The following is a 12,785-nucleotide window of genomic DNA, read 5'->3' on the forward strand; positions in this document are numbered from 1 at the left end:
CCGGGCCCGGGCTCCGAGTCTATCGACCGACCCGCCGGTAACGTCGCCGAGCATGAGCGTGATTGTGCTGGGCGGGACGGGTGTGGACACCGTGGTGCCGGTGGCGGGGCTGCCGGTGCTGGGCGCCGACTCGGCCCGGCCGACCGGCCCGATCCGGGACGAGGTCTCGCACACCGGCACCTGCGTGGCGCTGGCCCTGCGCGCGCTGGGCGTGCCGGTCGCGCTGGCCGACACGGTCGGCGACGACCACGCCGGACGGCGGGTGACCTCGGCGTTCGCGGAGTGGGGGATCCCGCTGCACGCGGCGCCGGCGCCGGCCGGGACCCGGCGGGCGGTCAACCTGATGAGCCCGGACGGGCGGCGGTTGTCGATCTACGACGGACGGGCCGTGCCGGGCTACCGGTTCCCGGACGCGGTGGTGACCGCGTCGGAGGCCCGGCACGCGCACGTGACGATCATGGATTGGGGGCGGCATCTGATCCCGGTGGCGCGGTCGGCGGGGATGACCGTCTCCACCGACCTGCACGACTGGGACGGCGTCAACCCGTACCACCTGGATTTGGCCCTGGGGTCCGATCTGGTCTTCGTCTCCGGCGTGCAGCTGGCAGCGGGCGCGCCGGAGCGGATCCTGGCCGAGGGCGTGGCGTCGCGGGTGCTGGTCACGCACGGCGGGGAGGGCGCCACGCTGATCACCAAGGAGGGCGCCGTGCATCACGCGGCGGCCGATCCGGGCGCGCCGATCGTGGACACCAACGGCGCGGGCGACGCCTTCGCCGCCGCCTTCCTGGCGGCCCACCTGGCGGGCGAGAGCGACGAGGTCTGCCTGCGCTGGGCGTTGCTGGCGGGCGCCTTCGCCTGTACGCGTGAGGTAGGCCCGGATTGCTTCATCGACCGCGAGACGCTGGCCGCCCGGCTGGTCAGGTAGGCGCGGTCTCCTCCAGCGGCTCCATCTCGCGGATGCCGGCCGCGAGGCTGGCGGTCAGCGCCGCCACCACCACCGACGCGGCGAAGAACAGGATCGTGCGCGGGCCGCCCCACGCGGTCACGAAGAAACCGGCCAGCAGCGGGGCCGCGGCCGACGCCGACATGGCGGCCAGGAAGATCACGCTCAGCACCCGGCCCTGGAGCCGGTCGGGCGTGATGGCGGCCTGGTAGCCGAAGAGGGCCGCGTTGCAGGACGGCCCGAGGAAGACCGCCACCGCCACCGGCACCGCGGCCAGCACGCTCGTGGTCAGCCATGCGCTGGCCACCAGCACCCCGGCCGCGGCCCAGCAGATCGCCCGGATCAGCCGGGCGAACGGCAGCCAGCGCTGCAGCGCCGGGGCCACGAACGCGCCGGTCAGGCCGCCGATGCCGACGATCGTCTCGGTCAGCCCGATCACGCCCGGGGTCACGCCGTGCCGCTGCAGCGTGACCACGATCGTGAAGAGGACGCCGGTCAGGGCGAAGTTCAGCGGCGCCGCGATGATCAGTACGGCCCGCAGGAACGGGTTGCGGAAGACGAAGCGCAGCCCCTCGGCCAGGGCGGTGGCGTGCCGGGGCGGCGGTTCGGACTGCTCGGCCTGCAGCGGGCGGCGGATCAGCGTCACGCCGGCGAACGACGCCAGATAGGACAGGGCGTTGCCGAAGAACGGCAGGGCGTGGGTGACGCCGTAGAGCAGGCCGCCGAGCGGCGGGCCGGCCAGCGCCGTGCCGTACGTGCGGGCCTCGTTGCGGGCCACCGCGGCCGGCAGCTGGGCGGCCGGGACGATGCTGCGCAGCGACGCGTGCTCGATGGTGTTGAAGAGAGCGGTGCAGGCGGCGTCGAGCACCGCGACCGTGATGATCAGGGCGAGGGTCGCGCGCCCGGTGGCCACGGCGACCCCGAGGCCGATGCCGGCGATCAGCCGGATCACGTCGCAGATCAGCATGGCCCGGCGGCGGTCGACCCGGTCGGCCAGCACGCCGGCCGGCAGCCGGGTGGCCAGCTTCGCGATCAGCGCGCAGGTACCCACGACGCCGGCCTTGACCGGCGACCCGGTCAGGTCGAGCACGAGCAGAGGCACGGCGAGCTGGGCGATCGCCCCGCCGAGGTCGGAGAGCGACTGGCTCGTCCAGAGGAGCGTGAACTCGCGATTTCGCCACAGGGCGCTCACCGGCGAACTCCGCTCGGTAGCACCTTGGTCACCTAGCGCAACATATTTACTGCTCGCGATTTCCGCAAACGGTGCTGTCTCAGAGCAGCGAGACCTTCTTCTTCATGGTTGCCCTCCTTCTGCCGACGAGCCTATTTCCCGGCCCGGCGCGGACCTGCATACCGGTTTGGACATACCAGAATGGCCCGGTGGATCTGGTCATCACCGACGACGGCGGCGGCGAGAAGACCGTCCTGGTCTACCGGGCGCTGCGGGAAGCGATCGTGGACGGGCGGCTGCCGGCCGGGCACCGCCTGCCGCCGACCCGGGCGCTCGCCGCCGACCTCGGCGTCTCGCGGGGGAGCGTGGCCACCGCGTACGAGCGCCTGGTCGCCGAGGGCTACCTGTCGTCGCGGGTCGGCTCGGGCACGTTCGTCGCCGCGGTGACCGCCCCGCGCCGCCCGCGGCGGGCCGCCGCCGACCCGTTGCGGCCCCGGGCCGGCTGGCCGGCGAGCCCGGCGCCGACCAGTGGCGACCAGCCGAAGCCGCGGTACGACTTCCGCACCGGCATCCCGGACGTGACGCTCTTCCCGTTCGACACCTGGCGCCGGCTGGTGGCGGCGGAGATGCGGGCGGGCGCGAACACGCCGGGCACGTACCCCGCCCCGGACGGGCATCCGGCGTTGCGCGCCGCCATCGCCCGCTACCTCGGCTACGCCCGGTCGGTGCGGGCCACGGCCGGCGACGTGGTGGTCACCAACGGCACCCAGCACGCCCTCGACCTGGTCGCCCGGGTGCTGCTGCGGGCCGGCGACGTGGTGGCGGTCGAGGAGCCCGGCTACCCGCCGGCCCGGCGGCTGTTCGAGGCGATCGGCTGCCGGGTCGCGGGCGTGCCGGTCGACGAGGAGGGCCTGGTGGTCGCGGCGCTGCCGGCCGGGTGCCGGCTGGTGTACGCGACCCCGTCGCACCAGTTCCCGCTGGGCCGGCCGATGAGCCTGGCCCGGCGCCGCGAGCTGCTCGACTGGGCCCGCCGCCGCCCGGTCGCGATCGTCGAGGACGACTACGACAGCGAGTTCCGGTTCTCGTCCCGGCCGCTCGAGCCGCTGCACAGCCTGGACGAGGCGGGGCGGGTGCTCTACGCCGGGACGTTCTCGAAGAGCATGATCCCCTCGATCCGGACCGGCTTCCTGGTGGTGCCGCCCGGCCTGCGCGGCGCCGTGGCCGCGGCCCGTCAGCTCGGCGACGGGTACGGCCCGCCGGCGATCCAGGCCGCGCTGGCCCGGTTCATCGACGAGGGTCAGCTCGCCCGGCATGTCCGCAAGGCCGGGAAGGAGTACGCGCGCCGCCATGCCGCCTTGACCGGCGCGCTGAGCGACATTCCGGAAATCTCGGTTGTCCCGTCGGCGGCGGGGCTCCATGTGACGGCGCTGTGGGACGGTGACTCCGCCGCGGTCGTGTCCGTGGGCGCCGGGCGGGGGCTCGCGATCGAGGACCTGGCGACCTACGCCACCTCGCAGGCCGGCTTCGTGTTCGGGTTCGGCGCCGTCGACCCCGCGCTGATCGGCGAGGGGATGGCGATCTTCGCGGACCTGCTGGCCCGCCACCCCTGATAGCCGATCGCCCCGGCCGCCACCACCAGGCTGAGCAGCGCCGGCGGCCCGGTCAGCACCAGCAGCCCGATCACGGCCACGAACGCGACACCGGCCCCGGCCCGGGACGGCCCGGCCGGCAGCAGCCGGAGGGCGGCCGCGGTGCCGAGCACGTAGACGAGCGTGAAGCAGCCGGTGACCAGCAGCATCGAGGTCTTCAGCGCGAACGGCAGGGCGACCGAGGCGAGGCTCGCGAACAGCACGAACGTCAGCGACTTGCGCGGGGTGCCGAAGACCCGGACCGGCAGCGCGCCGTCGCGGGCCAGCGCCGCCCCGAGCCGGGAGGCCCCGGCCAGGTACGCGTTCACCGCCCCGATCGTCAGCAGCACCGCCACGACCGCGGTCACCGCCCGGACCGGCCCGCCGACGCCCACGGCCAGCAGGTCGGCCAGCGGGGCCGGGCTGTCGCCGAGCGCCGGCCCGAGCACCAGCACGCTGGTCAGCGCCACCGCGAGGTAAAGGACGCCGACCACGGCGACGGCGATGGCGGTGGCCCGGGGTACGTCCCGCCGCGGGTGGCGGTAGTCGGGGGAGAGCGACGAGATCGCCTCCCATCCGGCGAAGCCCCAGACGAGCACGGCCGCGGCGGCGCCGATCCCGGTCCAGCCGTGCGGCGCGAACGGCGTCAGGTTCGCCGCGCGGGCGTGCGGCAGCGCGGTGACCACGGTGACCACCAGCAGGGCGGCCAGTGCCGCGGTCAGCCAGAGCTGGACCCGGCCGGAGACGCGCAGCCCGAACCAGTTCATGCCGAAGACGACACCGACGATCGCCAGGAACGTGCCGAGCACCGTGGCCCGGCCGCCGCCGAGCACGTCGGCCACGTACCCGCCGGCGAACGCGGCCGCGGCCGGGGCGCCGAGCGGCACCGCGAAGTAGAAGCACCAGCCGACCGCGGCCGCGGCCCGCGGCCCGAACGCGAGCCGGACGTAGGTGGAGACGCCGCCGGCATCCGGGTGCCGGGCGCCGAGCGCGGCGAACGTCCAGGCCAGCGGCGCCGACAGGACGATCAGGGCGAGCCAGGCGACGAGCGAGGACGGGCCGGCGACCCCGGCGGCGAGGGCCGGCATCGAGATCACCCCGGTGCCGAGGACGGCGCCGACGCTGAGGGCGGTGCCCTGCGCCACGGAAAGCTTCATACCTGAAACGTAGAGGTCGGATTGGCTTCCCGTCTGGGCCAATTACGTGGTGCTGGCTTGGACCAATCAGATCGCCAGACGGGCCTTCCGCAGAGCGTTAACCTGCTCTTCGGGGCCGGTCACCGCGACCCGGGCGGCCCGCTGCCGGCCGGACAGGAAGAGCGCGAGCTCGCCGGCGTGACCGGTCACGGTCACCTGCGCGCTCTCGCCGCCGACCACGAACTCGCCGAAGCCGGCCGCCTCCCGGACCCGCACCGGCATCCGCACCCGGCGCAGCGCCAGCTTGCCGGTGAACTGCGCGGCCCGCCAGATCGCCCGGGCGTGCGGCTCGTCCAGGTCGCGCGGCTCCCAGTCGCCCTCGCCGCGGCGCACGTCCTCGTGGTGGATGAAGAACTCGACGGTGTTGGCCAGCTCGTCGAGCAGCGGGTTGCTGACCGGGCTCCACCAGGGCGGGTTCCGCATCTCGGCGACGACCGCGGGGAACGGCTCGGCCGCCTTGGCGCGCCGAATTCGCTCGCCGTACCCGCGCAGCGGCGGGAGGATGATGCCGGCCGCCGAGTCGGGGCGCCGCTCGCGCACCACGAGGTGGGCGGCCAGGTCGCGGGTGGTCCAGCCCTCGCAGAGGGTCGGCCGGTCGGGGCCCACCTGCAGGAGCAGGTCGGCCAGTTGCTGACGCTCGCTCTGGGCAAAGGCAGTCACGGACGTGATCGTAGACACATTGTCACAGGTGTAAACGGCGGCCGTGGTTGGGCAGGATGGATCGGTAAGGCCGGTAGCGCCGGCGAACGCTTACAGGTCGGGTTGGGACATTGAGCGGCGGCAGGGCCAGCAGGGACGTGCTGGGACGGGGACTGCGAGTGCTCGGGCAAGCGATCCGGGCCGAGCCGCGCCTTTTCACGGTCGGGGTCGTCGGCAGCAGCCTGTTCGGCCTGCTGATCATCGCGAACTCGTACGTGGTGGGCGCCGTCGTCGGGCATGTCGTGGTGCCCGCGTTCGCCGATCATCATGCGTCGGTCGGCACCCTCGCCCTGGTCGCGGCCGTCTTCCTGGGCATCAGCCTGTTGCGCGTGGGCAGCATCTTCGGCCGCCGGCTCGGCGCCGGGTTCATGCAGTTCCGCCTGCAGGCCCGCTACCGGCGCGCGGTCACCCGCCGCTACCTGTCGCTGCCGCCGTCCTGGCACCAGCAGCACGCCACCGGCACCCTGCTGTCCAACGCGAACTCCGACGTCGAGGCCGCCTTCGTGCCGATCGCGCCGCTGCCGTTCGCGGTCGGCACGATCGTCATGGTCGTCGCCGCGGTGGCCGCGCTCTTCTTCACCGACTGGGTGCTGGCGCTGGTCGGCGTGGCGCTGTTCCCGGCGCTGTTCGGCCTCAACGTCGTCTACTCGCGGTACATGTCGCCGCGGCAGATCCGGGCCCAGCGGATGCGGGCCAAGGTCAGCGCGGTCGCGCACGAGAGCTTCGACGGCGCGCTGGTGGTCAAGACCATGGGCCGCGAGGAGGACGAGTCGCGGCGCTTCGGCGTCTTCGTGACCGAGCTGCGCGACGCGCTGATCTCGGTCGGCCGGCTGCGCGGCCTCTTCGACCCGGTGATGGACAGCCTGCCCAGCGTGGGCACGCTCGCGGTGCTGCTGCTCGGGGCGTGGCGGCTGGAGAACGGCGCGATCAGCGTGGCCGAGCTGGTCACGGTGTCGTTCCTGTTCACCGTGCTGGCGTTCCCGGTGCGGGCGATCGGCTGGGTGGTGGCCGAGCTGCCGCGGTCGGTGGCCGGCTGGGAGCGGGTGCAGGCGGTGCTGACCTCGACCGGCGACCTGGCCTACGGCTCCAAGACCTTGGCGAAGACCGACACCGCGGCGACCGTACGCTTCGAGCACGTCGACTTCCGGTACGGCGACGGCCCGCTCGTGCTGCGCGACGTCTCCTTCACCGTGCCGGCCGGCAAGACCGTCGCCCTGGTCGGCCCGACCGGCTCCGGGAAGTCGACGATCGCGTCCCTGGCGATCCGGCTGGTCGACCCGGCCGGCGGCGTCGTCACGCTCGACGGCGAGCCGCTGCCCGAGCTGACCGAGGCCACGCTGGCCCGCACGTCGGCGCTGGTCCCGCAGATCCCGTTCGTCTTCGACGACACCGTGCGCGGGAACATCACGCTCGAGCGCGACGGCCTGACCGACGACGACGCGTGGGCGGCGCTGCGGCTGGCCCAGGCCGACGGCTTCGTCGGGAAGCTGCCCGCGGGCCTGGACACCGCGGTCGGCGAGCGCGGCACCTCGCTCTCCGGCGGCCAGCGGCAGCGGATCACGCTGGCCCGGGCGCTGGCCGGCCACCCGCGGCTGCTCGTGCTCGACGACGCCACCAGCGCCGTCGACCCCCGGGTCGAGGCCGCCATCCTCGGCTCGCTGCGCGGGCGGGACGCGGGCGCCTCGATCCTGGTCGTGGCCTACCGCCGGGCCACGATCGCGCTCGCCGACGAGGTCGTCTACCTCGAGCAGGGCAAGGTGGTGGCGACCGGCACCCACGCCGATCTGCTGGCCACCAACGAGGGGTACGCCGACCTCGTCACCGCGTACGAGAAAGCCGAGCAGGAGAGGGTCGACGCGTGACCACCGCCGAAGGCACCTTCGCCACCGTCAAGCGGGGTCTGGCACTCTCCCCGGAGCTGCGCCCCGGCCTGGCCGGCACGATCGCGCTGGCCATCGTGCAGATGGCCGGCAAGGTCGCGGTGCCGATCGCCGTGCAGCAGGGCATCGACCACGGCATCCGCGGCGACGGCGGTCCCGATCTCGGCTACGTGATCGAGGTCGTGGCCTTCACGTTCGTGGTGCTGATGATCTCGACGGCGGCCGGCTACCTGATGACCCGGCGCCTGTTCACGGTCAGCGAGACCGCGCTCGGCGCCCTGCGCTCGCGCACGTTCCGGCACATCCACGACCTGTCGATGCTGCACCAGCAGTCCGAGCGCCGCGGCTCGATGGTGTCCCGGGTGACCAGCGACGTCGACCAGATCTCCCAGTTCCTGCAGTTCGGCGGCGTGCAGCTGCTGCTCTCCTCCGGTCAGCTGCTGGTATCCACGCTGGTCATGCTCGCGTACTCGTGGCAGCTCACGATCGTCGTGCTGCTCGCCTTCGGGCCGGCCGTCGCGGTGATCCGCCTCTTCCAGAAGCGGCTGGCCGCGGTCTACCGCGCGGTCCGCGAGCGGACCGGCGTCATGCTCGGCGCGGTCGCCGAGAGCGTGGTGGGCGCCACGGTGATCCGGGCGTACGGGGTGGCCGGCCGTACCGGGCAGCGCCTGGACACCTCGATCGAGAGCCTCCGGGTCGCCCAGCAGAAGGCCCTGCGCACCAGCGTGACCAGCTTCTCCTCGGGCGAGCTCGGCGCCGGCCTGGCCCTGGCCGCGGTGGTGGTGGTCGGCACGCTGCTCGGCGTCGGCGGCAGTCTCACCGTCGGTGAGCTGACCGCGTTCCTGTTCCTGGTCACGCTCTTCATCCAGCCGGTGCAGATCGCCACCGACATGCTCAACGAGGCGCAGAACGCGGTGGCCGGCTGGCGCCGGGTGCTCGACGTGCTCGACCTCCGCCCGGACGTGGCCGACCCCGACGACCAGGGTGTGCCGCTGCCGCCCGGCCCGCTGTCGGTGCGCTTCCGCGACGTCTCGTTCCGCTACGCGGCCGACGCCCCGATCGTGCTGGCCGACGTCGACCTGTCGCTGGACGCGCGCCGGAAGTACGCGGTGGTCGGCGAGACCGGCAGCGGCAAGACCACGTTCGCGAAGCTGCTCACCCGCCTGATGGACCCGGTCGAGGGCGAAGTCCTGCTCTCCGGCACGCCGCTGCCCGACGTGCGCTTCTCGTCGCTGCGGTCGCGGGTGGTGATGGTGCCGCAGGACGGGTTCCTCTTCGACGCCACGATCGCCGAGAACATCCGGTTCGCCGAGCCGTCGCTCACCGATGAGCAGCTCGCCGACGCGTTCACCGAGCTCGGCCTGGCCGACTGGGTGGCGGGTCTGCCGGCCGGCCTGGAGACGCCGGTCGGCGAGCGCGGGGAGGCTCTGAGCGTGGGGGAGCGGCAGCTGGTGGCGCTCGTCCGCGCCTACGTCGCCGACCCCGACCTGCTCGTGCTCGACGAGGCGACCAGCGCCGTCGACCCGGCGACCGAGGTGCGCCTGCAGCGGGCCCTCGACACGGTCACCCGGGGCCGCACCACGGTCGCGATCGCCCACCGCCTGTCGACCGCCCAGGCCGCCGACGAGGTGATCGTGGTCGACGCGGGCCGCGTCGTGCAACGCGGCCCGCACGCCTCACTGGTCGCCGAGGAGGGCTCGATCTACGCCAAGCTCTACGCTTCCTGGCTCGAGCAGACGCGGTCGTCCTAGCGGGCGTAGAACTCCACCACGAGCTGCTCGTCGCAGAGGATCGGGATCTCCTTGCGCTCGGGGACACGCAGCACGGTGGTGCGCAGCTCCTCCAGCGCCGTGGACAGGTAGGGCGCGGTCGGCCCGTCGAGGTGGGCGCCGGCCGCGGCGATCTGGAACGGCGGCTTCTGCCGGCTGCTCTCGCGCACCTCGACGACCTGGCCCGGCTTGAGCCGGAAGCCCGGCCGGTCGACCTTCTTGCCGTCCACCGTGAAGTGGCCGTGCACGACGAGCTGGCGGGCCTGGTAGATGGTGCGGGCCAGGCCGGCCCGGTGCACGACGGCGTCGAGGCGGCGCTCGAGCAGGCTCACCATGGCCTCGCCGGTCTTGCCCTCGGCGCGGTGGGCGTCGTCGTACGCCTTCCGCATCTGGGCCTCGCTGATGTTGTACTGGTGCCGCAGCCGCTGCTTCTCCAGCAGCCGGACCTGGTAGTCCGAGCTCTTGCGCCGCGCCCGGCCGTGCACGCCCGGCGGGAAGGGCCGCTTCTCGAAGTACTTCACGCACTTGGGAGTCAGCGGGATGCCGAGGGCACGGGACAGCTTGGCCTTGGGCCGGGAGTTGTTCATGAAGTCTCCGAGAGAGGGTCTTGCGCTTGAGGGCTCTGTTACGGTTAGCCTCACCTTACTAAGGCAAGCCTAACCGGTCCGCGGAGGTATCCACCATGCAGCCCAGCCACGCCGAGGTCGCCCGCACGCTCGCTGCCGGCCACCTCCCGGCGGTCGCGCACATCGCGTGCCGCCAGGGCCCGCTCCCGGTGCGGCACGTGACCGACGCCCAGGGCCGGGTGCTGCTGCTCGCGCCCGAGGGCGGCGCGTTCGCCACCGCGATCACGCCCGCGCCGGGCGCCGACGACACCGCGATGGTGCTGGACATCGCCGACGTGCCGCCGGTGGCCGGCGCGCCCGGGCTCGGCCGGGTCTGGGTCTCGGGCTGGGCCCGGCGGCTCGACGGTGACGAGGCCCGCCGGGCGGCGCTGGACTACGCCGAGGTCGACGCCTCCGGCGACCTGCTCGACGTCGGCGGTTCACAGGTGCTGCACCGGATGGATGTCGCCGAGGTGCGCTACGAGCGCCACGAGAACCTGGTCGACGTCGACCCCGACGAGTTCCTGGCGGCCAGTCCCGACCCGCTGCGGCAGATCGAGTTCGACCTGATCGCGGATCTGGCCGACCATCACCTGGCGGAGATGAGCGCGTACGTCCGCCGGCACCTCGGCCCGGCGTTCCAGCCGGAGAACGAGCCGCGGGTGGTCCGGATGGACCGCTACGGCTTCCTGGTGCGCCTCGACGACAAGCTGGCCCGGCTCGCCTTCCCGCGCCCGGTCACCGGCCGGCACGACCTCGCCCACCTGCTGCACCCGGTCCTCTGCCACCGCTGCGGCGGCTAGCGTTACTCCTGCTTGAACACCTCGGGCATCGGCTCGATCAGGAAGCGCTGCACGTTCGGCCCGATCGCGGCGACCAGGGTCTCGATCGGCGCGCTCGCCAGCGGCTCGATCTTCAGCACGTAACGGGCCACCATCACGCCCGCGATCTGGGTGGCGACCAGGCCCGATCGCATCGGGGCCTCGGCCGGATCGGGCACCAGCTCGCTCACCGCCCGGCGCAGGATCTGGGTGACCACGAACTCCCGCAGCAGCCGCGCCGTCCACTCGTTGCTCAGCGCCGAGCGGAACATGCCCAGCGCCGCCGACCCGGCCGGCGAGTCCCACACGCCCAGGGCCAGCCGGATCAGCCGCTCGCCGGCTTGCTCGCGCGGACCGGCGAGGGCCTGCGGAATCAGCTCCCCGGGGTTGATCGGCGCGTTCATGGCCGCCAGGAACAGCTTCTCCTTGGTGCCGAAATAGTGGTGCACGAGCGCCGGGTCGACCTGGGCCTCGGCCGCGATGCCGCGGACCGAGGCCTGGTCGAAGCCCTTCTCGGCGAAGGTCCGGCGGGCGGCCTCCAGGATGGACGCTTTGGTGTCCTGGTTGCCGGGGCGCCGCCCGCTCCTTCTGACCAACACGGCTCCTAGGGTGTACGCCGCCGCAGGGTCGCGGCGGCCAGGAACAGGGCGACGATCGCGGCGCCGGCCACGATGATCAGATCGCGCCACATCGTGGTCGTGGCCTCGGCCGAGCGGCCCACCTCGATCAACGCGTCGACCGCATAGGTCAGCGGCAGCACGTCGGAGATCGCCTGGAGCCAGCCGGCCATCTGCTCGCGCGGGACGAACAGACCGCAGAGCAGGATCTGCGGCACGACCACCACCGGTAGGAACTGTACGGCCTGGAACTCCGTACGGGCGAAGGCGCTGCAGAGCAGGCCGAGCGCGACGCCGAGGACCGCGTTGACCACCGCGATGAGCACGACCAGGGCCGGGCTGCCGAGCGTGTCCAAACCGAGCAGCCAGTACGCCACGCCGGTCGCCACCGCCCCCTGCACGGCGGCCGCCAGGGAGAACGCCGCGCCGTACCCGAACAGCAGGTCGACCTTGCCGAGCGGCGTGGTCAGCAACCGTTCCAGGGTGCCGCTGGTCCGCTCCCGCAGCATCGCGATGCTGGTGACCAGGAACATGATCACGAACGGGAAGATCCCCAGCATGATCAGGGCCACCCGGTCGAACGTCGGCGCCGAGTCCTCGTACATGAAATAGAGAAGCGCGAGCAGCAGCGCCGGCACGACGATGAGCAGCGCCACCGTGCGCCGGTCGTGCCGCAGCTGCCGGACGATCCGCCCGGACGTCGCGACCGTGATCCCGATGCTCATGCCGCCACCTGCTCCCGCTCGCGGATCAACCGGAGAAACGCCTCTTCCAGATCGCCGGTGCCGGCCCGCTCCCGGATCGCCGCCGGCGTGTCGTCGCCGATCAGGTCGCCGTCGCGGATCAGCAGAAGCCGGTCGCAGCGGCCGGCCTCGTCCATCACGTGGCTCGACACCAGCAGCGTCGTGCCGTTGGCCGCCATCTCGTGGAACTTGCCCCACAGGTCGGCGCGCAGTACCGGGTCCTGCCCCACCGTCGGCTCGTCCAGCACCAGCAGCGCCGGGGAGCCGATCAGCGCGCAGGCCAGCGACGCCCGGCTGCGCTGCCCGCCGGAGAGGTTGCCGACCAGCTGCTGCGCCGCGGACGCGAGCCCGACGTCGGCGATCGCCCGGTCGGCGTCGGCCGCGCCCAGCCCGTAGAGCCGGGCGAAGTACCGGGCGTTCTCCCGCACCGACAGGTCGGCGTAGACGCTGGGCGCCTGCGTGACGTACCCGACCTCGCGCCGCAGCGAGGCGCTGCCCGCCGGCCGGCCGAGGACGGTCACCGTGCCGGACTTGACGATCTGCACGCCGACCACGGCGCGGATGAAGGTGGTCTTGCCGCTGCCGCTCGGCCCGAGCAGCCCGGTCACGCTGCCGGGCGGGATCGCACAGCTGATCCCGCGCAGCACCCGCCGGTGCCCGCGCTCCACGACCAGGTTGGTTACCTCGATCGCACTCGTATAATTCATCACGCG

The 12,785-nt window shown here is 73.2% G+C and carries 12 protein-coding genes; 5 read left to right on the top strand and 7 right to left on the bottom strand.

Features of this window, described 5'->3' with window-relative positions:
• Nucleotides 1-52 precede the first annotated feature (52 nt).
• Nucleotides 53-925, top strand: a complete 873-nt coding sequence (locus ACQP2F_RS09975; RefSeq protein ID WP_433302724.1) for a carbohydrate kinase family protein — start codon at nt 53-55, stop codon at nt 923-925.
• Here ACQP2F_RS09975 and ACQP2F_RS09980 read toward each other — a convergent pair.
• A complete protein-coding gene (locus tag ACQP2F_RS09980) occupies nt 918-2,135 on the bottom strand; it encodes an MFS transporter (protein WP_433302725.1) in 1,218 nt (405 codons plus the stop codon). The genes ACQP2F_RS09975 and ACQP2F_RS09980 overlap by 8 nt on opposite strands.
• 188 nt (nt 2,136-2,323) lie before the next feature.
• Here ACQP2F_RS09980 and ACQP2F_RS09985 point away from each other — a divergent pair, with 188 nt between their 5' ends.
• Entirely contained in the window at nt 2,324-3,724 is a 1,401-nt protein-coding gene (locus ACQP2F_RS09985; RefSeq protein WP_433302727.1) for a PLP-dependent aminotransferase family protein, read from the top strand.
• Here ACQP2F_RS09985 and ACQP2F_RS09990 read toward each other — a convergent pair.
• Complete coding sequence (locus tag ACQP2F_RS09990; RefSeq protein ID WP_433302728.1) at nt 3,616-4,899, bottom strand: APC family permease; 1,284 nt, start codon at nt 4,897-4,899, stop codon at nt 3,616-3,618. The genes ACQP2F_RS09985 and ACQP2F_RS09990 overlap by 109 nt on opposite strands.
• 66 nt (nt 4,900-4,965) lie before the next feature.
• Nucleotides 4,966-5,598, bottom strand: coding sequence for a TIGR03085 family metal-binding protein (locus ACQP2F_RS09995; RefSeq protein ID WP_433302730.1), 633 nt, complete (start codon nt 5,596-5,598; stop codon nt 4,966-4,968).
• 158 nt (nt 5,599-5,756) lie between these two features.
• Between ACQP2F_RS09995 and ACQP2F_RS10000 the strand changes: the two genes are divergently transcribed.
• Together ACQP2F_RS10000 and ACQP2F_RS10005 are read left to right on the top strand one after the other, a co-directional pair.
• On the top strand, nt 5,757-7,499 hold the full coding sequence (locus tag ACQP2F_RS10000; protein ID WP_433302732.1) for an ABC transporter ATP-binding protein: 1,743 nt from the start codon (nt 5,757-5,759) through the stop codon (nt 7,497-7,499).
• On the top strand, nt 7,496-9,268 hold the full coding sequence (locus tag ACQP2F_RS10005; RefSeq protein ID WP_433302734.1) for an ABC transporter ATP-binding protein: 1,773 nt from the start codon (nt 7,496-7,498) through the stop codon (nt 9,266-9,268). The genes ACQP2F_RS10000 and ACQP2F_RS10005 overlap by 4 nt, the downstream gene beginning before the upstream one ends.
• Here ACQP2F_RS10005 and rpsD read toward each other — a convergent pair.
• Nucleotides 9,265-9,873, bottom strand: a complete 609-nt coding sequence (gene rpsD / locus ACQP2F_RS10010; RefSeq protein ID WP_433302736.1) for a 30S ribosomal protein S4 — start codon at nt 9,871-9,873, stop codon at nt 9,265-9,267. The two genes, ACQP2F_RS10005 and rpsD, sit on opposite strands and share 4 nt — an antisense overlap.
• A 95-nt stretch (nt 9,874-9,968) precedes the next feature.
• On the opposite strand from rpsD, the gene ACQP2F_RS10015 reads away from it, so the two are divergent.
• On the top strand, nt 9,969-10,694 hold the full coding sequence (locus ACQP2F_RS10015; protein WP_433302738.1) for a DUF2470 domain-containing protein: 726 nt from the start codon (nt 9,969-9,971) through the stop codon (nt 10,692-10,694).
• Between the two features lie 2 nt (nt 10,695-10,696).
• Here ACQP2F_RS10015 and ACQP2F_RS10020 read toward each other — a convergent pair whose 3' ends face one another.
• Genes ACQP2F_RS10020 through ACQP2F_RS10030 form a run of 3 tightly spaced genes read right to left on the bottom strand, consistent with a single transcriptional unit; the run spans nt 10,697 to nt 12,779 of the window.
• Entirely contained in the window at nt 10,697-11,308 is a 612-nt protein-coding gene (locus ACQP2F_RS10020) for a TetR family transcriptional regulator (RefSeq protein ID WP_433307431.1), read from the bottom strand.
• An 8-nt stretch (nt 11,309-11,316) separates the two neighbouring features.
• Nucleotides 11,317-12,054: an ABC transporter permease gene (locus tag ACQP2F_RS10025; protein WP_433302740.1), complete on the bottom strand. Its 738-nt coding sequence runs from the start codon at nt 12,052-12,054 to the stop codon at nt 11,317-11,319.
• Nucleotides 12,051-12,779: an ABC transporter ATP-binding protein gene (locus tag ACQP2F_RS10030; RefSeq protein ID WP_433302742.1), complete on the bottom strand. Its 729-nt coding sequence runs from the start codon at nt 12,777-12,779 to the stop codon at nt 12,051-12,053. The genes ACQP2F_RS10025 and ACQP2F_RS10030 overlap by 4 nt, the downstream gene beginning before the upstream one ends.
• Nucleotides 12,780-12,785 lie beyond the last annotated feature (6 nt).

Origin of the sequence: Actinoplanes sp. CA-030573, from assembly GCF_050951115.1 — a bacterium.
In the GTDB taxonomy this organism is placed as follows: Bacteria; Actinomycetota; Actinomycetes; order Mycobacteriales; family Micromonosporaceae; genus Actinoplanes.